This window comes from Mucilaginibacter sp. MD40 (genome assembly GCF_002288635.1).
In the GTDB taxonomy this organism is placed as follows: Bacteria; Bacteroidota; Bacteroidia; order Sphingobacteriales; family Sphingobacteriaceae; genus Mucilaginibacter.
The window spans coordinates 1,915,073-1,941,778 of record NZ_NRSW01000001.1 but is presented as its reverse complement, the minus strand read 5'-3'; the positions used below and the strand labels follow the sequence as shown (position 1 = coordinate 1,941,778).

Here is a 26,706-nt window from a genome sequence, read left to right as displayed (position 1 = left end):
TATTAATATTTGTGTATTGATTATTTTACAGCACCCGGAGTAGTGTACGGCATTGAACCAGCGTTGAAGTTAGTCCAGCCGGCAGTCCAGTCATTAGTACCAACAGCACCACGGTAAGATACCTGCTCAAAGAAAGAATCGTTCAGTTTGGCATCGGTGAACAAAGCGCCTGTTGCAGCAGCAGAACCGCTCTTAACTGTAAATACTGGCGTACCAGGGTTAGCAAACTCAGCAGCGTATTTGAACGGATCTGAGATCAGCGCGTCAGCGAAAAGGCTTGATTCAAACACGTTATCTAACCTTAGCTTAGCTTCAAACAGGGCTTTTTGAGTAGCGTTGTCGCCTTTAACTTCATTACCCTTTTTGTTGTTACCATAAAACAGGTTGTTTTTAATCACCAGGCTACCGCTTGTATAATTGGTAGAGGTAGCACCTGCTGTAGCTACTTTTGAATCATCAATATAAACACCTTCGGCATAACCCGCGAATACAGAGTTGAATATGCTGATAGATGAGTTACGACGGATCTGAGCGGCATGCTGGTGGTTAGCATTTACGTTTGAAGTATTTGCAGCAGCGTATGGGCCAATCATGGTCATGTTAGTGAACACAGCCGATGTTTTAGGCGTTTTGTTAGAACCGTCCTTATCGTTATCTGATTCGAAACCATTTGATCCTGATACGTCAGCAACGGTAGTGTAACGCTGGCCAATACCAAACTGTATTTTACCCGCGAAACCGTTATCGGTATCAAAGTCATCATCAATGCTGCCGATAGCCAGTAAGTGTTTACAGTTTACTGTACCACCAAACCATTCGAAACCATCATCGCCAGAACGGAAAACTTCTACATAATCAATAGTAGTACCCGAACCTACGCCACCAAAAGTGATACCGTTAATTTCGTTATCAGGTGAGAAAGGGATACCGGCATACTCTACACGCACATATTTCAATGTACCTGAGTTATCGTTAGCTACGTTACCCCCGTACTGGATGTATTTAGCGGCATCGCCTTTGGCATCTAAACCACCTTCAATAGCTACGTTATCGCCAGAGTTTACAGGTGCGCGGCCCAACAAGATCAAACCACCCCAATCGCCTGGAGCACGTGTTCCGGCAGCGAATGAAGATGTGAATACGATAGGCTTATCTACAGTACCAACAGCTTCGATCCTTGAACCACGGGTAATAGTTAATGTACCTTTAGTAGCCTTGTCGCCTTTAATGATAGTACCCGGCTGGATAGTTAGCACAGCGCCATCAGTTACGTAAACGAAACCTTTTAAAAGATAGATCTTGTCGGCTGTCCAGGTAGTGTTGGTTTTGATATCACCAGATACCTCCACCACACTTTTGTCGGTGCCGGTACCCGGGGTAACCGGCGGGTCAATTACGGCATCTTTCTTAGAGCACGATGATGCCAGGATCACTGCGCTTAACGCCAGGAATAATAATGATTTTTTCATTTGGTTTACTTTATACTTAATTTAATAGATTCTGTTCCGGAGGTGTATACTTAAAAGGATACACCGTAACAAGCTGCAAAATAACCGCGCTAATGTTAAGCGGATATTAAAAATCCTTTAACAAATATTAAAAGCAGATTAAAATGTGTAATTAAATGATAATGAATAGTTTGCACCCATAGCATACTGCCTGTAGGTATAACCCTGGCCTGATATTACGTATGGTTTGCCATCCAGCTCATACCTGAAATTGTAATTCGGGTTAAGGATATCGCTGCCGCTTAATTTGATCTCGCCGCGGCTTTTGAGCACTTTGTAACCTACCTGAAAATCAAGCACGTTACGTGGTTGCTCCCAAACGCTGGCATAGTTTGACCCACCTACCAGGAATATGCGCTTACCCAGGCGGTTGTACAGCACGTTAAGGCTTAACTTATTGTTAAGTTCGGTGTGTTGTATACCTGCGTTAATTACATATGGCGACTGGCCAACCAGCGGGCGCTGCTTCTCGAGCCTCACGATGCCATCATCAGGATTGGTGATGCGCGACCTGTTTACAGACAGGTTAGCATAAGCGGTAGTATTCTTCAGGAACTTGGTATCATCAATAAATTCAAGCGATTTGCGGGCTTCTAACTCAAATCCGTACACGTAAGCGCTTTTTGAATTGAAGTAGCTGATGGTTGGCGATGAGTTACGGTCTTCAATAGTAGGCTCAATGGCATTCTGGAAACGCTTGTAGAAAGCCGAAACCGAGAATATCTGCCCTGCCGATGGGTAGAACTCGTATCTAAGGTCGGCATTATCAATGCTGGTCCTTTTTAACGAAGGCGTACCCTGTACAGTTGCCAGCAACTCATAATCATAATAAGAGAACGCGGCAAGTTCCCTAAACTCCGGGCGGGCTATGGTACGCGCGTATGAAGCACGCAGGTTTGCCTTTTGCGTTAACGAGTACGTAAAGTTTAGCGATGGCAGGAAATCGAGGTTATTCAGTTTAACTTTTTGCGCGGTAGGGTCTTTAGTAGCCAGGTCAAGATCAAATTTCTCTACCCTTAAACCATAAACCAACCTTACTTTATCGCCCATTTTGCTGTCTAACATGGCATAACCGGCGTTAGTCCAGCTGTTGGCATTGTAACGGTCGGTAAGGTTCTGTATCTCATCCAGTCCATATAAACCAGCATTAATGGCATTACGGCCAAAAAGTGTAGATATAGGTCGCAAACGAACATCCTCAGAGTTAGGATCATTACTATTGATAACCAAACCCAGAAAACGCGCGTTAAATACCCTGTCGCGGTATTGCGAGTTAACACCCACTTTAAGCGTGCTTTGCTTAAACAGATTTACCGGCAGCGAGAAATCCACCTTACCTGAATAGATATTCTCATTCAGTTTTGAAAATAAACGGGCGTTCTCTTTGGTTAAGTTGGTTACCTGGGCAATATAGTCGCCGCCCTGGTTAAACTGCGCGTAATTTACCTTACGCTGGTCGGGCTGGTCATTAGTGATATTGCTGTAACCCAGATTCCATTTTAATTTGGTACTTTTTTCACCAAAACCGTGCTCACCCTCAAGGGTTGATTTAAACAGTCCCTTCTCCAGCATGTCATAAGCGTAGAAACGGTTATCTGTTGTAGTGGTATTAAGGTTTGACCCGGTACGATAAGTAAACTGGTCGTCGAGTATGCGGTTGTAAAGGTTTTTGAAGGTGATCTTGTTCTTACCGAAGCTGTAAGCGATGTTAGCCAAAGCGCCAATATTGGTAGAAAACTTATTTTGCTGACTACGGTAGTTATAGCTATCGTACTGCTGAATATAATCCGGAACAATGATCTGCGAGTTGCGGTAAGTTAACGCTATGGTAGTACCCAGCCGGTTTTTATTAGCGCCAAGTTCCTTTACGTTACCTATAGTTAACTGGTAGCTCTGTGTAGGTAGTGCTTTGTTATTGTATACGGTAAAATTATTATTCAGGGAGTTGATAGATTGTATCACCTGGTTGGGCGTAAGCTGCCTCAGGCTGATCTGGTCTGTTGTAGGGAAATTACGGGCCAGTTTACGCGAGCCGTCATCAAACGCGAAATAATCGCTCGCGCTGCGGTAGCCGCTTTTAAAATCTTTAAATGTACTTTGAGTATTGTAACCCTCGCTTATGCCGATGGTGACAAAATTCTGGTCGGGAATATCCTTGGTTAATATCTGCACGTTACCACCCGCGAAATCGCCCGGAAGATCAGGCGTTGCAGTTTTGCTGATCACGATATTATCGATCAGGTTAGAAGGCACAATATCAAAAGAAAAAGCCTTACGGTTAGGTTCGGTACTTGGCAGCGGGGCACCATCCAGGGAAGCGGTGTTGTACCTGTCGCTCAGGCCGCGTACTACCACAAACTTATTATCCTGTATGGTGGTACCGCTTACACGTTTTAATACATCACTGGTATTTTTATCGGGCGAGCGTTTTATCAGCTCAGATGAGATACCATCAGAGATAGAGGTACTGTTCTTTTGTATAGCATATAGCGCTCCTATACTCTCCTGGCGATAGGTGGCCTTGATCACCACCTCCTTTAAAGCTGTGCTTTGGGCGGGTACAGCCGCGATATCCAGCGTAGTGGCCGCGCCTGCTTTTACTTCAACATCTGATATTACCTTGGTTTGGTAACCCATGTAGCGCAGCATTACGCTGTATTTACCGGGCCTGAGGCCGTTAAGTACATAATGGCCATCAACATCGGTAGCGGCGCCGTTGGTGGTGCCTTCAATGCTAACGGTAGCGCCGATAAGGGTTTCGCTGGTTTTTTGGTCAATTACCTTCCCGGTGATCTTCCCGGTGGTTTGCGCATGGGCGCTCTGAAACAACAGCGCAATAAGCGCCATTGTGCTAATAGCGTAAACGATTTTTTTCACGTGCCTTAATTTAATGCAGCAAAACTATTACGCCGATGTTAGTTGAATGTTAATGGTTTATTACCATAACTAAGCCTTAACATTAAGAAAATGTTAATAAAGATTAGAAATATTTGTTAGCCAGCCTGTTGCCTGGAATCGTTGCCGGGGAGGCCTTTAATTTCCTGTAGTTCCAGCTCATATGCGCGCATACGGGCATGCAGGATATCCACTTCGGTACGCAGCATTTGTATCTCGGTGATGAGTTTGGCCGAATCCTGCTTGTGTATCATTTTATCGCCGGTACCCAATATGAGCCACTCGGGCGAGTATTTGAGCTGAAAACAAAGCTTACGGATAAGATAGTAGCTCACGTCCTGCTTGCGGTTGATGACCTTGCTGATGAAACCCTGGTCCACACCGATGGCGTTGGCCAGCGCGAGTTGCCCGCCATGTTCCTTTACAATTACCTTCAGCCGTTTTACTACCGCATCATCAGACATGCTGCAAGTATAAACATTTTTGGTAAAGTGGGGGAAGTGTATAAATCAAGAAGAAATTGAATCTGAAACTATATGTCGTAGCCGCTGAATAATATCTTTAATGCGGTCAAATCATAAAGCCTTTAATATATTTAATCATATCAGTTGTGACGTTTTCTTTAGTAGTGGTTTGAATAAATATATCTGATTGTCTCAAGCGTAAAAATTCTATCATAAACCAATAGTTGTTCATGTGTATGAGTTTAAGTTCATTCATTAGATCGCATGGACATACATGATCTGTTTTAAACACCGTTTTGTAAACCTCCTTGTAGTATTCCAAATTAATTATACCATCTGTAAAAGAATCAAATTCGTTTAACGAAATCCGCTTTGTGATTGATTCATCTATAAAAATTGCCATCTGTTTATTCATAGAGTATGCAATCATTATTTCTGTCAAAGTGCCGAATTGTTCGTCATCTTCAAGATATGCTATCATTAAATTTGACTGAGAAATCATTCTAAAATCTTCCTCTACTGTTTGAGAGAGATTAATTCCTGTGTGGTCACATCCGGCATATTCAGGGTGAAAAAATCCAATTTTCTTATTAAGCCTAATCGACTCAAATTCTAAATTACTGCGCCAAGTCGTGATCGATCCTCTAAATGCTTCAGTAGGCATTTTACCTGCTGTATATATTTGTATGTCAGTACTATTTTTTATCCTATTGAATGATAAATTTCTTTCTTGGTTCTCGAAAAACCTTTTGTATAAATTCACTTGCCTACTTAATTGTTTCTCCAACCAATCAACATCATAAATCAATATTTTAAATGGATATTGATTTTTAACTCCTTCAAGCCAATCATGTACATTAGGATTCAAAGTGTTAGTGATGAAAATCGCATAATAATCTGGATTATGCATTCTAACTTTGTTGATTTCAGCACTTATACTTTCAATTGTTAAATTAGTACTGACATAACGCTTGCATTGTATTATCCAATTCTGGATCTCTTTTGAACCAAATATTAGAGTTGACTCTTTTTTTGCTATTATATCTCTACCACGATCACCCGACCCGCCCATTCTGCGTATATTATAGAAACCCTCCCCTTCTATAATTTCACAACATAATTGCTCAAATCTTTCTGGTGATAATTTATTCCAATCTGCCATTCAACTTATAATTATATTGTACTAATATAATCGAATGGTAATATATTTTACCGCTACATAATTTGACAATCCCCCCATTACCACATCCGCATATTTACTCCTATCTTTGCGGCATCAAATAACTCGTCTATGTTAAAAGGATTTTTTAACGTTCCTGTGCCCGTTAACGAGCCGGTTTTAAACTACGGCCCTAACAGCCCCGAACGTGCGGCCCTCAAAGCCGCGCTCGAAAAAGCACGCGCCCAGCAAATTGATATACCCATGTACATTGGCAGCGAAGAAGTGCGTACAGGCAACCTGAAAGAACTGCGCCCGCCGCATGACCATCAGCACCTGTTAGGTACCTTCCATTATGGCGATAAAAGCCATGTAACAGCGGCCATTAATGCTGCCCTGGCTGCTAAAGCCAACTGGGAAAACATGCCTTGGGAAGGCCGCGCCGCTATATTTTTAAAGGCTGCCGAACTGGTTGCGGGCCCTTACCGCTATACCATAAACGCGGCTACCATGCTTGGCCAAAGCAAAAACGCTTACCAGGCCGAGATTGACGCGGCCTGCGAGTTTGCAGACTTCTTGCGCTTTAACGTGCAATACATGACCGAAATATACCAGCAGCAACCTCCGGTATCTGGCAAAGGTATCTGGAACCGCCTGGAGCAGCGCCCGCTGGAAGGTTTCGTTTTCGCGCTTACGCCATTTAACTTTACGGCCATAGCGGGTAACCTGCCTGCATCAGCCGCCATGATGGGTAACGTAGTGGTTTGGAAACCTGCCGACCCGCAAGTATATGCCGCCAACGTGATCATGCAGATATTTAAGGAAGCCGGCGTGCCTGATGGCGTTATCAACCTTATTTATGCCGATGGCCCTGAGGTTGGCGATGTGGTTTTCAGTCACCCTGATTTTGCGGGTATACACTTTACCGGCTCTACCAAAGTTTTCCAGCACATATGGGGCGAAATTGGCGCCAACATACACAAATACAAAACTTACCCGCGCATAGTAGGCGAAACCGGTGGTAAGGACTTTGTACTGGCACACAAAAGCGCTAATGCCGATGTAGTGGCTACTGCCCTGCTTCGCGGCGCTTACGAATATCAGGGGCAAAAATGTTCTGCCGCTTCACGCGCCTACATCCCTGCAAGTCTGTGGCCTGCGGTAAAAGAACATATGGTACGCGAAATGGCTACCTTTAAAATGGGCCCTACCGAAGATTTTGAGAATTTTATTAACGCCGTGATCAGCGAGGTATCGTTTGATAAACTGGCTAAGTATATTGACAATGCCAAAGCCGACGAAGGCGTTGAGGTAATTGCAGGTGGTAACTATGACAAGAGCAAAGGCTGGTTTATTGAGCCAACCCTGCTGCAAGTACAAGACCCGCATTATGTGACCATGTGCGAAGAATTGTTTGGACCGGTACTGAGCGTTTATGTTTACGAGGACGACCAGTTTGAGCAGATTATGGAAGTAATTGATACTACCTCCATATATGCGCTTACAGGCTCTATCATTTCTCAGGACCGCTACGCTGTGGCCCTGGCAACAGAGCGCCTGCGCAATGCTGCCGGTAACTTCTACATAAATGACAAGCCTACGGGCGCGGTAGTTGGCCAGCAGCCATTTGGCGGCGCGAGAGGATCGGGCACTAATGATAAAGCCGGTTCTATGATCAACCTGCTGCGTTGGGTATCGCCACGTACCATTAAGGAAACTTTTGATCCGCCTACCGATTACAGGTACCCGTTCCTGGCTAAATAATCGTTATCGGGATATCAAATATTCAAAGGCGAAAGGTACTACCTTTCGCCTTTTTCATTACAGCTGCATGACCTACATTAGCCCCGGCTTTCATATGTTTGTTTAAACACTAATCAAATGGAAATAGGGATAGACAGCTTTGCATCGGCCATGTATGGCTCCAATCAGTTAACACCGGTTGTTGCTATGGAACAACTACTGGAACGCATTGAACTGGCCGACCAGGCGGGGCTGGATGTATTCGGTATTGGCGAACATCATAAAAAAGAATTTCTGGATTCGGCCACAGCGGTGATACTGGCTGCCGCCGCCTCGCGTACCAAAAATATACGTTTGGGCAGCGCCGTAACTGTTTTAAGCGCTGCCGACCCGGTAAGGGTATTCCAGAGCTTTGCAACGCTTGATCTTATTTCCAAAGGCCGTGCCGAACTGGTAGTGGGCCGCGGCTCGTCTGTTGAGGCTTACCCATTGTTCGGTTTTAGCCTGGATGATTATGACGCGCTTTTTAAAGAAAAGCTTGATCTGCTGCTAAAGATCCGCGACCAGGAGTTTGTGACCTGGCAGGGAAAATTCAGGGCGCCGCTACATAATCAGCCGGTTTACCCAAGGCCCTTGCAGCAAAAATTACCCGTTTGGTTGGGTGTTGGTGGTACGCCCGAATCTTTTGTGCGTGCCGGAGCCTTAGGCCTGCCATTGATGGTGGCTATTATAGGCGGTAATACGGCGCGTTTCCGCCCGTTGATTGATCTTTACCGCGAAGCAGGCACCCGCTCCGGCTTTAAGCCCGATGAATTGAAGGTAGGATTACATTCTCCGGGATACGTAGCTGATACTGATGCTATCACCATTAACGAATACTACCCCGGCTATGCCGAATTGTGGACCAAACTGGGCCGCGAGCGTGGCTGGCCACCGGTAACCCGCCCGCAGTTTGATCACCTTGCCGGCCCGGAAGGGGTACTGGTATTAGGCGGCCCGGAACGCGTAGCCGAAAAACTGCTCCGGCACAGCGAGGCTTTAGGCGGTATAGACCGCTTTACGTTCCAGATGGATAACGCGGGCCTCACCCATCAGCAACTGATGCATGCCATTGAGCTTATTGGCGCCAAAGTAATTCCGTTGGTAAAAGCAGGTTAATACTTACTTAGTCACCAGCGGTGTACCTTCAAAAGCTATACCAGCCCAGCCATTATCCATAAACTGCCTGATGTTCTGGTGATCGTTCCCATTAGGGTTATCCAGTACGGCACGGTAATGCTCGGCAAACAGCCACAACGTGTCTTCGGCGGATAGGTGGTTCAACTGCGCAAAACCAAACACTTTCGCGCTGCCCTGGTTTTGTGTAGCTTCGTTATAAGCCTCACCATTTTTAAAAGCGGTTGGCTGGTGGTCATAGTATTTCTCTATAAACTGCAATACATCGCCAAAAGCGGTGTTTCCTTCTTTTAACGATGCGAGCAAACTATTTAGCTGTTCCTTCATAAATTACTTCAATGATCAGCGGCGAAAATAGTCATTACCTTTTTTCCGGTCCCAAAAAAATCCCCGACAGACCTGCCGGGGATAATTATTTGATCAATATTTGGCGTTACTTTTCAAACTTAAACACCTCATCCATTTTTGAGTTATTGTGAGTGCTTACCTTCATATCCGTTATTAAACCGGTTGATAAGCTGTAAACCCAGCCATGCACACTTAAATTACGGCCGTTGGCCCAGGCGTTTTGTACGATAGACGTTTTACACAAATTGTTTACGTTCTCGATAACATTGAGTTCAACCAGCCTGTCGCCGCGTTTGGCTTCATCTTCAATGGCGTTCAGCTCGTCGGCATGTACACGGTAAACGTCTTTAATATGGCGTAACCAGTTGTCAATCAATCCAAATTGCTTATTGGTCATGCTGGCCAATACGCCACCACAACCATAATGGCCGGTTACAATAACGTGTTTTACTTCCAGTACGTTTACGGCATAGTCCAGCACGCTCAGCATATTCATATCCGTATGGATCACCATGTTAGCGATATTACGGTGTACAAATATCTCTCCCGGATTGGTACGGGTGATCTGGTTGGCGGGTACACGACTATCGGCGCAGCCTATCCATAATATAGGGGGTTTTTGGCCGTTGGCAAGGGTGGTAAAAAACTCAGGGTCTTCCTTTAAAGCATCGGCAACAAACTGCCTGTTCCCTTCCAGAAGGCTCTCGTAAGAAATATGGCTGGTATCGAGAATTAATTTCGCGCACATAATTATTAATTTTTCAGTGATGAATTGTCAGTTTTAGTTGGGTAAACTATTTGGTATATTTTTCTTGCTATTAGCGGCAACAGATCGTAATAAATAATTGTGAGTAATATAACGGGTACAAAGTAAAATACTTTAAACTCATATTCATCAAAAAAATAACCTCCAATAAAGCCACCCAGTATAAAAAAGGCCAATATGGTTACACGTACGTATATCTTCCTGCGTACTTCGGCCCGGTCTGTAGTTCGTGGGTGCATCCAGTCGGCCAGTTCGCTGCCTAGGTCCGTAAACAGGCCGGTGAGGTGGGTTGATTTGATAAGCCCGCCGGAAACATTGGAAACCAGGCTATTTTGCAGCCCCATAGCGAAAATCATGGCGCTGATCACGATTTCCCTTTCCTGCTGCGTTTCGTCATAAAAATGATTGCCATACACCGCTACAAAGATAAGCACCCCAATTTCCAGTATAACAGGTACCGAATGTGCTTTGTAATAGCTAATGTGCTGTAACGATTTAACAATAAACTTGGTGACAAATGCCCCGGCCAGGAACATACTTAGCCATACACTAAACAGGATGATCGAATGATAATTCTGGTTAACGATATTTTTGGCCAGGTTGGCCACGTGCCCCGTAATGTTTGACGTAAAAGCGAGAAAGGCAAGCAACCCACAAACATCTGTTGCGCCGGCAACAAACGCGCTTGACGATGCCAGCATTAAGTTATGTTTCAGTGTACGCTTTTCCTTTGGCTGCCTCAGCATAAAAATAGGTATTGCTTTTTAACAGTGTTGCAATGAGCCTGTTTGCAAGTGGGAGACAAATTAATAAAAAAGCCCGTTCCTTTTTTAAAACGGGCTATTTATACTGAGCGTAAAGTTTAGTTAGACAAAAATCTGGTAGAACCTTGTCCTGACGTAGTATCATCAACCGGCCGTTTCGAACGTCGTAGAATGTAAAACCCACCTTTTATTAGTTTAGAAACAGGTATATTATAGGCAATAGTAACAAAACCTCTTTTTTGGTTAGGTGAAACCGTACCGAGCTCCATACCATATCCTACCTGGAAGTTTAAGATAGAAATTGATAAAGTTGGCGCGAAAATATTTTGTGTGTTTCCGTTATTGGTGTTAGCGGCAAATAATACGCCTAAGTTAAGCCCGAACGTGCTGTACATATTAGAATTTATTACATGGCCCGTACTATCGGTAGTTACTTCCATTCGGCCCCAGTTAATGCCAAACCCTGCCCCTATTGAATTAAATAATGATACACTACCTTTCATGGAGGGGTCGCCTGTGGTGGAGTTAAAACGAATAAGCGGTATAGTAAAATTAGTGTTTAAGGCTGTGGCTTTGTATTCTGAAGTTCTGCTTTTAGGATAGGGATCCCATTGCGTATCATTACTTACGCGATCATTATCTGCCGAACGGTTTCCTTGTTGTTGCTGCTGTTGTTGCTGGCAGAACGCTACACTTGCAATTGTACATAGCATAGCGGCTATGAGAATTTTTTTCATGCGATTAAGATTGAAGGTTAAGCATTGAAAATAAGACGTTTAAATAAAAAAAACAACTTTAAGCTCTGTATTTTTTATTTTTTAACTTACCTATAGGAATTTTCTAAAAATTAGAAAAAATGTATAATACCAGTTAAAGCCGTTGTTATTATATAATTCCCTATTTTTAGCACTTTACCAATTCATATACCGTGAACAAAAAGCTGGATATTCTACAAAACAAACGCGAGCAGGCCCTTGCCGGAGGCGGCGAGGTGCGTATAGAGGCGCAACATAAAAAGGGCAAACTAACCGCCCGTGAGCGGCTGCATTTTCTTTTAGATGATGGCTCTTTTCAGGAGATAGGCATGTTTGTTTCACACCGCTCAACCGATTTTGGCATGGAGAAAGAAAAATATCCGGGCGATGGTGTAGTAACGGGCTACGGTAATATCAACGGTAGGCTGGTATATGTTTTCTCGCAGGATTTTACCGTTTTTGGAGGGTCGCTATCTGAAACACACGCCGAAAAAATTTGTAAGATAATGGACCTGGCCATGCAGAATGGCGCACCCGTAATAGGCCTTAACGACTCAGGCGGTGCGCGTATCCAGGAAGGGGTGGTATCGTTAGGTGGTTATGCGGATATATTTTACCGTAACACTCTTGCCAGTGGCGTTATTCCGCAGCTATCCGCCATTATGGGGCCTTGCGCCGGGGGCGCAGTATATTCTCCCGCTATTACCGATTTTATCCTGATGGTAGAAAATACCTCATACATGTTTGTTACCGGCCCTAACGTGGTTAAAACCGTAACACATGAGCAGGTAACGTCCGAGGAACTGGGCGGCGCACGCACACATGCCACCAAAAGCGGCGTTACGCATTTTGCCTGTGCCAACGAAATTGAGGCCATTAACCACATTAAGCGCTTGCTAAGTTATATGCCCCAAAATTGTGAGGACCGTGCGCCTGCCATACCCTATGAAAGCGGCGATGAAACCCGACCAGCCTTGAACGATATAATGCCGGATAACGCCTCTCAACCCTATGATATTCGTGAGGTAATTGAACAGGTAATAGATGCGGGAACCTTTCTTGAAGTACATAAAGATTTCGCGGAAAACATTGTAGTGGGCTTTGCCCGCCTGGCCGGCCGTAGTATAGGCATTGTAGCCAACCAGCCTATGTTTTTGGCTGGCGTATTGGATATAAACTCATCAACCAAAGGCGCACGCTTTGTACGCTTTTGCGATAGCTTTAATATACCGCTGCTGGTGTTTGAAGATGTACCGGGATTTTTGCCCGGTACCGACCAGGAGTGGAACGCCATTATTACCAATGGCGCCAAACTGCTTTACGCCTTCTGCGAGGCAACGGTACCACGTATCACCGTAATTACCCGTAAAGCCTATGGCGGCGCGTATGACGTAATGAACTCCAAACATATTGGCGCCGATATGAACTACGCCTGGCCTACGGCTGAAATTGCGGTAATGGGCGCCAAAGGCGCCGCAGAGATCATCTTTAAAAGGGAAATTACCGCCGCCGAAGACCCCGAAGCTAAATGGCGCGAAAAGGAGGAACAATATGCCGGCATTTTCGCCAACCCTTACCGCGCCGCCGAGCGTGGCTTTATCGACGAGGTGATTGTACCATCAGAAACCAGAAGCAAACTTATTCAGGCTTTTAAAATGCTGGAAAATAAGGTGGTAAACAACCCAAGGAAAAAACACGGGAATATACCGCTTTGATGAAGTTAAGTAGATAGTTAAAAGATTGCTTTAGCGAAACTCATTGCCGTACCCTTTCAAGGGACGGTTAAGAAATACTCCTAATAGGCTTTAGCCGAAAACTTTTATTTAGGCTAAAGCTTTTTTGCTTGCTTATTATCCGTTGGCTTAAGCCAACGGCAATGATAGCATACCAACTCGCACCTCCATTCATTGCCGTCCCTTTCAAGGGACGGTTAAGAAATACTCCTAATAGGCTTTAGCCGAAAACTTTTGTTTAGGCTAAAGCCTTTTTGCTTGCCTATTATCCGTTGGCTGAAGCCAACGGCAATGATAGCTCCGCTCTCGCATCTTCATTCATGGCCATCCCTTTCAAGGGACGGCCTGCAGCAATGATGTGCCCTTCATAATTCAACATGTAGTGTTTAATATTAAATGTTTTTGCTTTTATTAGTACATGCTCTCCATCGAACAAATCACACCGCACCTCACCTGGCAGTTACGCCGGGATATACTCTACCCTAACGAGTATAAATTTAATATGGAAATGCCCGAGGATGAGCACGGCTACCACTTCGGTGCATTTACAGATAACAAGCTGGTGGGGGTTGTATCCTTATTTAAGGATCTCAACGACTGGCAATTCCGAAAGTTGGCGGTTGACGCTGCTTACCAGGGTAAAGGCATAGGCACACAGTTACTGCATTACCTTACCGGCTTTGTGAAACAAGAAAACGGTGAGCGCTTGTGGTGTAATGCGCGCACATCGGCTGTTGGCTTTTATATCAAACTCGGCTTTGCCGAAACCAACAAAACCTTCCATAAAAAAGGTATTGATTATGTAGTAATGGAAAAATACCTCGATGATTAAAACAAAAAGTCAGCATGCCTTGCGCAAACTGACCTTTTACATACTAAACTGACTAACTAATTTTCTTAAAATTAACGCTGCAAAAGTGCGGCTGTAATATGAAGTATATGTTAAATAATAAATAAACTTCATAACCGTCATAATTACATTTATAAACTTATCATTTGCTTTACTATATTTGCCCCGAAGCTATCTCCCCAATAGCGTAACCAACAATTTCTGCACATGGCGAAAAAGAAAACCGAAGTTGAGCAGCAAAAGCCTGCTGTTGTTAATGAAACGTCCTTAGCATTTTTTGAAAAATATATCAACAACCCGTCTCCCACCGGTTTCGAGTGGAAAGGCCAGGAAATATGGCTCGATTACATTAAACCATATATTGATGACCACTATGTAGATAACTATGGTACGGCAGTAGGTATTATTAACCCAGAGGCGGATTATAAGGTGGTTATTGAAGCACATGCCGATGAAATATCATGGTTTGTGAACTATATTACCAATGATGGATTGATCTACGTGATCCGCAATGGTGGTTCTGACCATCAGATAGCACCATCAAAAAGGGTGGATATCCATACCGATAAAGGAATTGTTAAGGCCGTATTCGGCTGGCCCGCCATACACACCCGTCTGGGTGGCGAAAAGGAAGAAGCTCCAACGCTTAAAAACATTTTCCTTGATTGCGGCTGCACCAGTAAAGAAGAGGTTGAAGCCCTCGGCATACACGTAGGTTGTGTAATTACCTACGAAGATGAGTTTATGGTGCTGAACAATCGCTACTATGTTGGTCGCGCTTTAGATAACCGCGCAGGTGGTTTTATGATAGCCGAAGTAGCCCGCCTGTTAAAGGAAAATAACGTAAAGCTGCCTTTTGGTTTGTACATCGTAAATGCCGTACAGGAAGAAATCGGCCTTCGCGGCGCCGAGATGATAGCGCATCGCATTAAGCCAAACCTAGCCATTGTTACCGATGTTACGCATGATACCGGCACACCTATGATCAACAAGATCACCCAGGGCGACCTTGCTTGTGGTAGAGGCCCGGTTATTTCATATGCGCCGGCTGTGCAAAATAACCTGAACAAACTGCTGATTGAATCAGCCGAAAAAGCCGGTATACCGTTCCAGCGCCAGGCGTCGTCGCGCTCAACCGGCACCGATACTGATGCTTTTGCCTACTCTAATGACGGCGTACCATCAGCACTGATATCATTGCCGTTAAGGTATATGCATACCACGGTAGAGATGATCCATAAAGATGATGTGGACAACGTGATCCGCCTCATTTATGAATCATTACTTAATATCCAGAACGGACAGGATTTCAGATACATTAAATAAATAAAAACATTTTTACGCAATTGGCATTGTGTAAACGCATTACCTATACCCTACTTATACCATGAAACCAACATTATTAATTTTGGCCGCAGGGATGGCCAGCCGTTACGGCAGCATGAAACAAGTTGATGGCTTTGGCCCTAATGGCGAAACCATTATTGATTACTCTATATATGATGCTATTAAAGCCGGCTTCGGTAAAGTGAGCTTCATTATACGTGAGGAATTTGCTGACTCATTTAAGGCCATTTTTGAGCCTAAATTGAAAGGACGTATCGAAACAGACTATGTTTTCCAAAGCTTTGACCTTACGCCCTTCGGCATTAATGAGCAGATAGAACGTGCCAAACCATGGGGTACCGCGCATGCCGTACTGGCTGCACGCAACCAGGTACACGAGCCTTTTTGCGTAATTAACGCCGACGACTTTTATGGCTATGAGGCCTTCGAAAAAATGGCCCAATTTCTTACAACAGATGTAGCCGACGACCGCTACGCGCTGATGGGTTACCAGGTAGACAAAACCTTGTCAGACTACGGCACCGTATCACGCGGAGTTTGCGCTGTTGACGAAAAAGGCAACATGACCGAGGTAAACGAACGTACTGAAGTATACTTTAAAGAAGATGGCAGCGTAGCTTATAAAGATGCTACCGGCGAACACCCGCTAAGCAATGATACCCGCGTATCCATGAACTTCTGGGGCTTTACACCGGCCGTTTTTAAACAAAGCGAAGACCTGTTTAAGAAATTTGTTGAAGCCAACAAAACCAATCCAAAAGCTGAGTTCTTTATTCCGCTGGTTGCCGACGAACTTATTAAAAATGGCACAGCATCTTTTAAAGTAATCCCAACTGCCAATAAATGGTTTGGCGTAACTTATAAAGAAGATAAGCCCATTGTACAGGCCAGCATCTCTGAGCTGGTAGAGAACGGCACTTATCCTGCCAACCTCTGGAATTAAGCTTTAAAGCCAATAAAAAACAGCCCGCTAATAACGGGCTGTTTTTTTATTGTAACTTTCTCATTACACATAGGCTACGGTGACGAGCTCTTGTATTTTGAGCCGTTGCTTTGCTATATTTATTACCTAAACTTTTAAAATGAAAATCAAACTTTCAATCATGCTGCTTTTAACGGGCCTCTCGGCTAATACGTTAAAGGCGCAAAGCCCCTACGTTTGGAAAACCGGCACATCCGGCGGATATACTTACAAATACGTAACCGGCGACCCTACTCACTCCCGTTTCTACACCCTAAAGAACGGCCTTACAATAATCCTTAGCCCTACGGCCAAGCAACCGCGTATACAGGCATACATCGCGGTAAAGGCAGGCAGCAAAACCGACCCTGCAGACCATACCGGCCTGGCCCACTACCTGGAACACATGATGTTTAAGGGTACCGATAAATACGGAACCCTGGATTGGACAAAAGAAAAACCTTTGCTAAATAAAATAGACGACCTCTACGAGCAATACAACTCTACAAAAGACGAGGCTAAGCGTAAAGAGATCTATAAACAAATAGATAAAACATCAGGCGAAGCAGCAAAATTTGCCATTGCCAACGAGTATGATAAAATGATGACGGGTATGGGCGGCCAAAACAGCAACGCTTTTACCTCTTTTGAACAAACTGTTTACACAGAAGATATCCCGAGCTCGTCTATAGATAAATTTCTGACCATGCAGGCCGAGCGTTTCCGTGCGCCGGTATTACGTATTTTCCACACGGAGCTGGAGGCTGTATATGAGGAAAAGAACCGCGGGCTCGACAGTGACCCCCGCAAAGTTCAGGAGGCATTATTTGCAGCCATGTTTCCTAACAACAACTATGGTAAGCAAACTACCATTGGTACTATTGAACACCTTAAGAACCCTTCGTTAAAGGCCATTCGTAGATATTATTACGATTACTATGTGCCTAATAACATGGGAATCATCCTGTCGGGCGATTTCAACCCCGATGTGATGATAGGCAAATTGGCCAAAAATTTTGCTTATATGAAGTACAAACCTGTACCTCCGTACAAGTTTGCACCCGAAGCGCCTATAACCAGCCCTGTAACGCGTGAGGTTTACGGCCCCAACCCCGAAAACCTTACCATTGGCTTCCGTTTTCCGGGTGCCAGCACACGCGATGCCCGCGTACTTAACCTGGTAGGCAGTATACTTGCCAATGGCAAAGCCGGCCTTATTGATCTCGACCTTACTAAAAAGCAAAAGTTGCTAAGTGGATCGGCATCTGCTGATATTTTAAAAGATTACAGCGTACTCACGCTGCGCGGTACACCAGCCAAAGGCCAAACATTAGATGAAGTTAAGGACCTGATGCTGGCAGAAATAGATAAGCTGAAAAAAGGCGATTTTTCTGACGACCTGATTCCATCGATCGCCAATAACTATAAAAAAAGCAAAATTGAGCAGGATGAAAGTTATGTACAGCGCGCCAGCAACCTTATGGATGACTTTACATCTGGTGTCGACTGGAGAACCGACGTTGCTGCAATTGCCGAGTTATCAAAGATCACCAAGGCTGATATTATGGCGTTTGCCAATAAATATCTGCACAGCAATAACTACGTAGTAGTTTACAAACGCCAGGGGGCTGATAAGAATGTGGTTAAGGTTGATAAACCACCTATTACTCCGGTTGAAGTTAATGCCGGTAAGCAATCGCCTTACGTACAGATGATCAATGCTATGCCTGCAAACTCTGTTAAACCGGTTTGGCTGGATTTTGATAGGGATATACAAAGGGCTAAATCAGGCAATGTTGATGTTTTAGCTGTTCAGAATAAAGATAACAGCATCTTCCGCCTTTATTACAGGTTTGATATGGGAAGCTGGAATAACAAACTGTTACCAATGGCTGCACAATACCTGCAGTTTTTGGGTACAGATAAAATGAGCGCTGAGGATGTGAGCAAATCTTTTTATAAGCTGGCCACCTCATTCAGTGTAAATACCAGCACTGATCTGTCGCACGTGATCATCAGCGGGTTGCAGGAAAACGTTGGACCATCTGTTACACTGGTTGAAAATGTACTGGCCAATTGCCAACCAAATGAAACCGCTTTAGCCAGCTTAAAGGCCCGGATGAAAAAATCAAGGGAGAACTTTAAGCTAAATAAAAGCGCTATTATGCAGGGCCTTGTAAGCTATGCGCAGTACGGTGCCGATAACCCTTTTAACTATACTTTAACAGATAAGGAGATAGACGCGGTAACCGCACAGGAGCTTGTAAATATACTGCATGGGCTTACCAGTTATAAGCATACCATTTTATATTATGGCCCGCAAACAGCAGCCCAGGCCGGCAGCACCCTGGCACAATTGCATAAAACCCCATCAGCATTTGTAGCCTACCCCGCCAAAAAGCAGTTTACCCGCGTAAACCAACCCAAAAATACCGTACTGTTTGCCAACTTTGATATGGTACAGGCCGAGATACAATGGGTACGTAACGAGGAAATGTACACGCCTGCTAAAACTTCAACCGCCGAGCTATTTAACGCTTACTTTGGCGGGGGTATAAGCTCAATAGTTTTCCAGAACATTCGCGAATCCAAGGCACTTGCCTACTCAACATATGCCAATTATGCCCAGGCAGGCAAAAAGGATGATAATGATATTTTTATCAGCTACGTGGGTACACAGGCCGACAAAATGAACGAAGCCATTATTGCCATGAATGAACTTTTAAATAACATGCCGGAATCGGGCGAGGCATTTAAGGCTGCGCGTGAAAACATTGTTAAATCAATTGAAACCGAACGCATAACACAGGATGGTATCTTATTCGCCTACCTTGCCGCTGAACGCAAAGGGTTGACTTATGATATCCGTAAAACGGTTTTCGAAACTGCCGGAAAATTAGGTTTTACAGAGCTGAACGCTTTTCATGATACCGAATTAAAAGGCAAACCCTACACTTACTGTATTGTAGCGTCAGACAAACGGATATCTGACGAAGACCTTAAAAAATATGGCGATCTCACCAAGCCGGATATGAAGCAAATATTTGGTTATTAATATTTTATCATCAGGACCGGCATAGTTCGGTCCTGATGATTCTTTTACATAACAACATCTTTACATTATACAAAAATTAATAAATTGTAAATTATACGCTTGGGTATTAGCCATGATTTAAAAAAATCACAACACTAAGCCCAATTATTTATACCCGGAAAAAACTAATTGCTGATCCGCATCGTAATTTACGATGACCATTTATTTACTTACTTATTACGAAATTGAGCCGTACTGCTAAATCCCCCAGCACCTATTGCCCAAAATGTGGCAATCTATTTCATCACCAGCTGCACAGAAGCTGGTTTGTTAAAAACATCTTGTTTTTTATCCCGTACAAAAAATATTTTTGCGCCAATTGCAAAAAAGCCAGGTATATAATTAAAGAGCAAAAAGAGTAATCGCTGGTATACAGCCAATTGTTGGTATAAATATTGTTATCGCATACGTAATAATGTTCAGATACTTAATAGAGAGCTTATGCGACGGATTTTAGCGGTAGACGATGACCACGATATATTAGAGATTTTGCAGTTTATTCTGGAGGATTCGGGTTATAAAGTAGACACTTTATCAGACGGCAGGCTGTTAATGGAAACCATCAGAGAAAAAAACCCAGACCTGATACTGCTTGACATTATGCTGGGAAACGTTGATGGCCGCGAATTATGCAAAGAAGTAAAGAAGCGCGATGACACTCATGGTATCCCCGTGATCATGATCTCAGCCAGCCATAACGTAGGTAACACCGTAAACCAGGAAAATGGCCCCAATGATTTTGTAGCCAAGCCATTTGATATAAACGACCTTTTGAATTCTATACAAAGGCAACTGCAGGCAGCCTAACTATTTTTTATACCCGCAGCCGAAAGTTGGTCATCAATATATTTATTCCACTCCTGTTGTTTTTGGCGATTTCGACTGTGTGACGTTTCATCATCATACCTTTTCTGCAGATCATTCATCTCACGAAGGCAATCCAGATAAGCCACATTAATTTCTCCCTCAAAGTTTTGGGGTGACATACGAATAGCATCTAAACGTTTCTTAAAATTCTCTGCCGCGATCTTCGTCAGATCAAAGTGCCGCTGTTCATGATTAAGTTCATAACTGCCCGTTACACCATTACTTACCCAGCATGCGCTTTTGGCCAGCCACGTTTTTAAGCTGATAGTCACCTTTACTATACCTGCCTTTACCTCGGCATGCTCATCATATCCAATACTACTAAACACTTCTGCGAGATGATTGCTGTTTCCCGAAGGCCGGCCGTTAAAATCGGCCCAGGTAAGTGGTCGTCGGGCATTGTAGTAGATGGTATCGCCATCCTGTTTGTCCTGGTAATCCTCAAAAACTATCTCGACAGCTTTGGCCAGCTTAATATTATGGTTAGCCTGCCCGGCCATCCAGTCGTTAAAATAAGCCAGCCCATCATTTATCGTCCCGGCCAATAATGCTCCTACATTTTGCGGCCTCCCTTGTGGGTGCTGAAAACGGGTAACCGTGCTATAGTCTGTAAGTTTAACGGTATCATAATCCCGTTTAAGCCCAAAGGATAAATCGATTCTTATTTCGCCTTTAACGGTACCGTTACCGAGCTGTTCATTTACCAAAAGGTTATGAATGGTAATAATGATGGGCCGCAAATGCTGATCATTATTCACACTATTTAATACAAACCGTTTTACAGCTGTAGTACTGCAAGCGGCATCAATTAATTTAACACCGCCGCCTGTGTTACCGGCAGGTATTAATTTCCCGATCATATATTTATCTGAGCGGGCGTCAACTACATCATCAACATAGTAAGTAGTGGGTTTGATGGCTGCTTGCGGTTGAGGGAGTTGTATAACAAATGGCTTGGGTTGTGCCGCTGCCATAAATGTTATCCAAATCAAAGCAAACAATAGTAAAATAGGCTTGTAATTCATTTACTTACAAAACGGATGGCCCGGTTTAAATATTTTTATAATAACCCGAGTTTACAAACCTTTTACAAAGTATATTTGCCTGCCGGTTATGCCTAACATCTATGATAATATTATATTTTTCCACAGGCATACCATTACCACAATATGTACCGTTTTAAAAAAGTGCTTTTCCACACTTGTTAATTACTAATGTGGATTGCATTTTTGCGATTACGCTAATTTAGCACCACTATAATTGCGCTCTATGATAAAACATAAATACGTCGCCTTAATTGCCCCGGTATTTTTAGCCCTGCCAGCGCTCGCACAGCAAAACCCATCATTTCATGTAAACCGCACCTATCAGAATGCTAATAACCTGATGGCGATGGGTAAATACGCTTCAGCGGCAGAACAATATCGCCTGGTTGAGCAAACAAGGTTAACTACATCTTCTCAATCAAAATTTGAGTCGGAACTATCGCTTCTTAAAGAGAACGCCCAGTACTACGAGGCACTGTGTGCGCTGGAGCTGGGTAACGATGATGCCGAAAGCATGTTTACCCGCTTTATTAAAGAGCACCCCGAAAACCCGCTGGCCAAGGCCGCGTATTTCCAGGTAGGTAAATCGTACTTTAAACAAGGCAAGTACAGTGAGGCATTGGTATGGTTCAATAAAGTAAACGCGGGCGACCTCACAGGCAGCCAGAGTACCGAATACAACTTCCGCAAAGGCTACGCTTATTTTGTTACCAACGATTACAAGAACGCGCAGCTGCTGTTTAGCCAGGTAAAAAATAAAAGATCGGCCTATACAGACGATGCTACCTATTACTTCGCCTACATCGCTTACCTGAACAAAGATTACCATTTGGCACTGGTAAACTTTGAGCGTTTAAAAAATTCTAAAAAATACGAGGCCAGTTACCCGTATTACATTACAGCCGTTTATTTCCTGGATAAGCGTTATGACGATGTAATTAACTACGCCATCCCTATCATCAACAGCACCAAGCAGCAGAACGAAACGGAAATGCTGCGCATTATAGGTGCTTCATATTTTGCAAAAGGCAATTACGATAAAGCGGTAGAATACTACAGCCGCTTTGAAGAACAGGACCAGGGCCGCACACAAAACACGCAAGACAGCTACCAGATAGGCTATGCCTATTATAAAGTGGGCAACTATGGTAAGGCAGCCAGCGTATTAACTAAGCTGGTTGCGCAAAATGATAACTATAGCCAAAGTGGTAGCTATACATTGGGCGATGTTTACCTGAAAATGAATAACAAGCAGGGCGCGCGTAACGCATTCTTCACTGCTTCGAGGTTAAATTACGACCCGCAATTGCAGGAAGACGCGCTGTACCAATACGCCAAGCTTTCCTATGAACTTGATTTTAATAACGACGCGCTGGTAGCCGCACGCCAGTACCTGAAAAACTACTCACGCTCGGCACGCCGTGATGAGGTAAAGGTTTTACTGGGCGAAGCTTTACTTAATTCCAGAAACTACAAAGAAGCGATTGACATACTGGAGCCTATCCCTAATAAATCAGAAAGCGCGCAGATAGCCTACCAGAAAGTAACCTATTATCGCGGGTTGGAATTTTATAATGAGCGTGCTTTTGAAAATGCCATTGGTGTGTTTTTACGTTCGCTGAAAAACCCGGTTGATACCAAGATACAAGCGCTCACCCTATACTGGATGGCCGAATCAATGTTTGAGGTACGCAAGTATGGCGAATCGGTAGAGAACTTTGAGCAGTTCCTGAGCATGCCGGAGTCAAAGGAAACCGGCCTTACCAACTACGCTTATTATGCGCTTGCTTACTCGGCATTCTATGACGAGCAATACCGCAAGGCTGCTACCTACTTTGAGAAATTTTTGGCTGGCGGCCCTAAAGATCAAAATACCGAGAACGATGCCATCAGCCGTTTGGGTGATAGCTATTTCGGTATGAAAAGCTACGGCAACGCGCTTACTTACTATGACAAGATCATTGCCCGCCATAGCCAGGGCCAGGAATACGCCTTATTTCAGCGAGGTATCATCCAGGGCTTACAGGGATCGTTTGACGCTAAGATCAGCACACTTAACAGCCTGCTAAGCCAGTTCCCTAATTCTGACTATGCGGATGATGCCGCTTTTGAGATCGCTTACGCCTATTTCCTTAAAAATGACGGTGAGCGTGCCAAGGCCGACCTCAACGCAATGATACAAAAGTACCCGCACAGCAGTTATATACCACGGGCCTACACCACTATCGGTTTAATTGAATACAATGCCGGTAATGATGACGCCGCCACTGCCGCGTTCAAGAAAGTAGTATCAGACTATTCATCATCTGACGAGGCCAAGCAGGCCTTAAAACAGGTAGAGAAGATCTATACCGATAAAGGCGACGCGAGCTCGTTCCTTAACTATGCCAACTCTACCTCTATTGGTAACTATACTTCTGCCGAGCAGGAAAGTATCATGATCACTGCCGCCAATAACCTGTATTTAAAAGGCGACTGGCAAGGGGCGGTAAATGCCGTTAACGCTTACTTTGATAAGTTCCCTACCAAGCAGATCTATGAGAAACAGGCACGCTTTATCCGCGCGCAAGGCCTGGCTAACCTGGGTAAAACCGATGAGGCCGTGGTTGACTATAACGTGATCCTGAACGACTGGACCAGCGCGTACAGCGAAAAATCGCTCATCAGCATGGCCAAATTGTACATGAACCAGAAAAAGTACAACGATGCCATTGTGTTCCTGAAACGTTTGGAAACCAACTCGGAGTACAAGGCCGATTACAGCTTTGCCATTAATAACCTGCTGGTGTGCTACTCACAAATTAACCAGCCGAATGATGTGCTTAAATATGTGCAGCTGGTACGCGATTATGAGAAAACCGCACAGGAAGATAAATTCCGTACCGGCCTTTATGCAGGTAAGGCGCAGTTACAACTGGCCGATACCGCTGCTGCCGTAAAGGAGTTTAACTATACGGTAAGCAATACCAAAACCATTGCCGCCGCCGAAGCTAAATACAACATTGCCAACATCGAATACTTGCAGGGTAAATACAAAACATCGCAAAAAACCTGTTTCGACCTGGTGAAGGAACTATCTAACTACGACTACTGGGTAGCTAAGGCCTACATCCTGCTGGCCGATAACTATGTGGCCCTTAAGGATAACTTCCAGGCTAAGGCTACGCTGCAAAGTGTGATAGATAATTACAAAGGCAATGATGATGTACTGCCAGCCGCACGCGAAAAACTGAACAGGCTATTGGGTAAAGCACAAAGTAGTACGGCCCCTGCCGCTACAGAAGAAAAGGCTGCACAAACTGAAGATAAGCCGGCAACAACCGAGCCCGCTGCCGAGCAAAAACAACAACAGGAGACCAAAGAACAATAAACGGAGAGACAAGCAATGAGATCAGTATATAAATTAACACTGCTTACCTTATTAACGGTATTTTTCTTTGCCTCTGCCAACGCGCAAACAAAGAAACCGGCTGATAAAAAACAACCGGCTAAAACTGCTAAAAAAACCATCGCGAAAAAGCCGGCTGCAAAAGCCGCCACGGGTTCGCAGCAAAAGGCTAACGCAAAAAACCTGGGAGAAGCCGCCTCAAAAGTACCGGCAGCCGACACCACAAAAAATGGCGCCAAAAACGCTAATAATGAAGCCAGCCTGGCAGAAGAGATCGTGGTAACCACTTCTTACAAACCTGTACTGGCCGAAGCGGTAAAAATTCGCCGCAACCCCGATCTGGAAGATAAGGAGCCTTACAAAGCACCGCTTAACTATGCGCCAATTGATCGTAAGCTATCGCAGGATAATAACATCAGGCAGCTCGACGCCATGAAACGCCCTGCCGAACAAGACTCGGCCCTGCTGAACAATTATGTTAAAGCTGGCCTGGGTAGCATGAAAACCAGCTTTGCCGAAGGCTACTTTGGTGGCGGCCGCGACGAAGCCCTGCAGGTTGGCGGGTTTGTAAAACACTTCGCGCAAGCAGGCAGTATCAATAAGCAAAGCGATAGTCGCCAGGAAATTGGCGTATTTGGCAAGAGCATTAACAGCGAAACTACGCTTACCGGTCGCCTTAACTACCAGCGCCATGCCACTTATTTTTATGGCTTTGACCAGGACGCCTCAACACCGCCTGCTTTTGATCCGCAGAAACAAACGTTTAACACTATTAGCGGCGAAGGCGAAATAGCCAAAAACTTTAAGGACGAAGAGAATGCCTTTACCTACGCCGCCAAATTTAAAGGCTACTTATGGAGCAATGCCTTCAACGCCCGCGAAAATAACATTGTGCTCAGCGGTTTCATGAACAAAACGGTGAAACAGTTCTATGCAGGTTTGGCCGCGTCATTAGACCTTGGCACACAAAAGGATAGCCTGTATTCAAACAACAACAGCATCGTAAGGGCTAACCCGTACATCAAGTTCCAGGGCGAAAACTACAAGATAGAAGCCGGGGTTAACATTGCTAAAGAGTTTGGCGTTTACTCGAGGTTCTATATTTTCCCGGCAGCTAAGTTAGAATTACAGGTGGTACCTAAATACATACGCCTGTTTGCCGAGGCTAAAGGTGATGTAAACAAGGCCTCTTTAAAAGACTTCACCAATATTAACCCTTTCCTGGGCCAAAACCTTAACCTCGTAAACTCGGTAGATAAGCTGGATATTACACTTGGTTTAAAAGGCACACTGGCGCCCGGGCTGTCGTTTAAAGCCGCGGTATTCCGCAATAGTATTAAAAACCTGCCGCTGTTTGTTAACAACTTCGCGGCAGAGGGCAACAAGTTCAGTGTGATATATGACAATGGCGATACCCGCGTTAGCGGCTTTAATTGTGAACTGGATTATAAAGCCAGTGATGATTTTAACCTGTTTGGCCGTGTAGAGGTAAAGGATTATAAAATGGCCAGCGAAGCGAAGCCATGGAACCTGCCTAAATTTTTATTAACAGCGGGTACAACCATCCATATCAACAACAAAATTGATATTAACGGCTCGCTGCTGTTCCGTGGTTCGGCTCAGGATCCGTTGCTGGTAACAGGCAGTACACCGGCTAACCCCTTGTATACTACTGTGCCATCATTTGCTGATCTTAGCGGCGGCGCTACCTACAAGATCAACAAGCAGTTATCGGTATTTATACAGGCAAACAACCTGTTAAATGCCAGCAGTAAAACCTGGGTATACTATCCTAACTATGGCTTTAACATATTCGGAGGCGTAGGCTATTCGTTTTAAGCT

Annotated in this window: 19 protein-coding genes; 10 read left to right on the top strand and 9 right to left on the bottom strand. The window is 44.3% G+C overall.

Annotation, left to right across the window (positions count from 1 at the left end; all coding sequences use genetic code 11):
* Window positions 1-20: 20 nt before the first annotated feature.
* From CKK33_RS08780 to CKK33_RS08765, 4 genes are all read right to left on the bottom strand, one after another.
* On the bottom strand, window positions 21-1,469 hold the full coding sequence (locus CKK33_RS08780; RefSeq protein ID WP_095703746.1) for a hypothetical protein: 1,449 nt from the start codon (window positions 1,467-1,469) through the stop codon (window positions 21-23).
* A gap of 138 nt (window positions 1,470-1,607) precedes the next feature.
* Entirely contained in the window at window positions 1,608-4,385 is a 2,778-nt protein-coding gene (locus CKK33_RS08775) for a TonB-dependent receptor (RefSeq protein WP_233138176.1), read from the bottom strand.
* A gap of 116 nt (window positions 4,386-4,501) precedes the next feature.
* Entirely contained in the window at window positions 4,502-4,867 is a 366-nt protein-coding gene (locus CKK33_RS08770) for a helix-turn-helix domain-containing protein (RefSeq protein WP_095703744.1), read from the bottom strand.
* A 106-nt stretch (window positions 4,868-4,973) separates the two neighbouring features.
* Window positions 4,974-6,029 (bottom strand): restriction endonuclease, encoded by a 1,056-nt coding sequence (locus CKK33_RS08765; RefSeq protein WP_095703743.1) that lies wholly within the window; start codon window positions 6,027-6,029, stop codon window positions 4,974-4,976.
* Window positions 6,030-6,158: 129 nt separating this feature from the next.
* On the opposite strand from CKK33_RS08765, the gene pruA reads away from it, so the two are divergent.
* Window positions 6,159-7,790 carry an L-glutamate gamma-semialdehyde dehydrogenase gene (gene pruA / locus CKK33_RS08760; RefSeq protein WP_095703742.1) on the top strand — a complete coding sequence of 544 codons (1,632 nt, stop codon included), beginning with the start codon at window positions 6,159-6,161 and terminating at the stop codon, window positions 7,788-7,790.
* A 117-nt stretch (window positions 7,791-7,907) separates the two neighbouring features.
* Window positions 7,908-8,927: an LLM class flavin-dependent oxidoreductase gene (locus CKK33_RS08755; protein ID WP_095703741.1), complete on the top strand. Its 1,020-nt coding sequence runs from the start codon at window positions 7,908-7,910 to the stop codon at window positions 8,925-8,927.
* Between the two features lie 3 nt (window positions 8,928-8,930).
* Here CKK33_RS08755 and CKK33_RS08750 read toward each other — a convergent pair whose 3' ends face one another.
* The 4 genes from CKK33_RS08750 to CKK33_RS08735 form a co-directional block, all read right to left on the bottom strand.
* A complete protein-coding gene (locus CKK33_RS08750) occupies window positions 8,931-9,272 on the bottom strand; it encodes a HopJ type III effector protein (protein WP_095703740.1) in 342 nt (113 codons plus the stop codon).
* A gap of 106 nt (window positions 9,273-9,378) precedes the next feature.
* Window positions 9,379-10,041, bottom strand: a complete 663-nt coding sequence (gene can / locus CKK33_RS08745; RefSeq protein WP_095703739.1) for a carbonate dehydratase — start codon at window positions 10,039-10,041, stop codon at window positions 9,379-9,381.
* A gap of 5 nt (window positions 10,042-10,046) precedes the next feature.
* The gene (locus tag CKK33_RS08740) at window positions 10,047-10,805 is read right to left on the bottom strand and encodes a YoaK family protein (RefSeq protein ID WP_095703738.1); all 759 of its coding nucleotides are present in this window, start codon (window positions 10,803-10,805) and stop codon (window positions 10,047-10,049) included.
* A gap of 116 nt (window positions 10,806-10,921) precedes the next feature.
* Window positions 10,922-11,560 carry a hypothetical protein gene (locus CKK33_RS08735; RefSeq protein WP_095703737.1) on the bottom strand — a complete coding sequence of 213 codons (639 nt, stop codon included), beginning with the start codon at window positions 11,558-11,560 and terminating at the stop codon, window positions 10,922-10,924.
* A 191-nt stretch (window positions 11,561-11,751) separates the two neighbouring features.
* On the opposite strand from CKK33_RS08735, the gene CKK33_RS08730 reads away from it, so the two are divergent.
* The 6 genes from CKK33_RS08730 (at window position 11,752) to CKK33_RS08705 (ending at window position 20,370) form a co-directional block, all read left to right on the top strand.
* A complete protein-coding gene (locus CKK33_RS08730) occupies window positions 11,752-13,293 on the top strand; it encodes an acyl-CoA carboxylase subunit beta (protein WP_095703736.1) in 1,542 nt (513 codons plus the stop codon).
* Window positions 13,294-13,729: 436 nt separating this feature from the next.
* Complete coding sequence (locus CKK33_RS08725) at window positions 13,730-14,143, top strand: GNAT family N-acetyltransferase (protein ID WP_095703735.1); 414 nt, start codon at window positions 13,730-13,732, stop codon at window positions 14,141-14,143.
* Window positions 14,144-14,368: 225 nt separating this feature from the next.
* Window positions 14,369-15,487, top strand: a complete 1,119-nt coding sequence (locus CKK33_RS08720) for a M42 family metallopeptidase (RefSeq protein ID WP_095703734.1) — start codon at window positions 14,369-14,371, stop codon at window positions 15,485-15,487.
* A gap of 61 nt (window positions 15,488-15,548) precedes the next feature.
* The gene (locus CKK33_RS08715) at window positions 15,549-16,451 is read left to right on the top strand and encodes a sugar phosphate nucleotidyltransferase (protein ID WP_095703733.1); all 903 of its coding nucleotides are present in this window, start codon (window positions 15,549-15,551) and stop codon (window positions 16,449-16,451) included.
* A gap of 139 nt (window positions 16,452-16,590) precedes the next feature.
* Window positions 16,591-19,524, top strand: coding sequence for a pitrilysin family protein (locus CKK33_RS08710; RefSeq protein WP_095703732.1), 2,934 nt, complete (start codon window positions 16,591-16,593; stop codon window positions 19,522-19,524).
* Between the two features lie 480 nt (window positions 19,525-20,004).
* A complete protein-coding gene (locus CKK33_RS08705; protein ID WP_095703731.1) occupies window positions 20,005-20,370 on the top strand; it encodes a PleD family two-component system response regulator in 366 nt (121 codons plus the stop codon).
* Here CKK33_RS08705 and CKK33_RS08700 read toward each other — a convergent pair.
* Complete coding sequence (locus CKK33_RS08700) at window positions 20,367-21,404, bottom strand: hypothetical protein (RefSeq protein WP_143822932.1); 1,038 nt, start codon at window positions 21,402-21,404, stop codon at window positions 20,367-20,369. The two genes, CKK33_RS08705 and CKK33_RS08700, sit on opposite strands and share 4 nt — an antisense overlap.
* Before the next feature lie 295 nt (window positions 21,405-21,699).
* Between CKK33_RS08700 and CKK33_RS08695 the strand changes: the two genes are divergently transcribed.
* Both CKK33_RS08695 and CKK33_RS08690 read left to right on the top strand, forming a co-directional pair.
* A complete protein-coding gene (locus CKK33_RS08695; RefSeq protein WP_095703729.1) occupies window positions 21,700-24,846 on the top strand; it encodes a tetratricopeptide repeat protein in 3,147 nt (1,048 codons plus the stop codon).
* 15 nt (window positions 24,847-24,861) lie between these two features.
* Entirely contained in the window at window positions 24,862-26,703 is a 1,842-nt protein-coding gene (locus tag CKK33_RS08690; RefSeq protein ID WP_095703728.1) for a TonB-dependent receptor domain-containing protein, read from the top strand.
* Window positions 26,704-26,706: the final 3 nt, after the last annotated feature.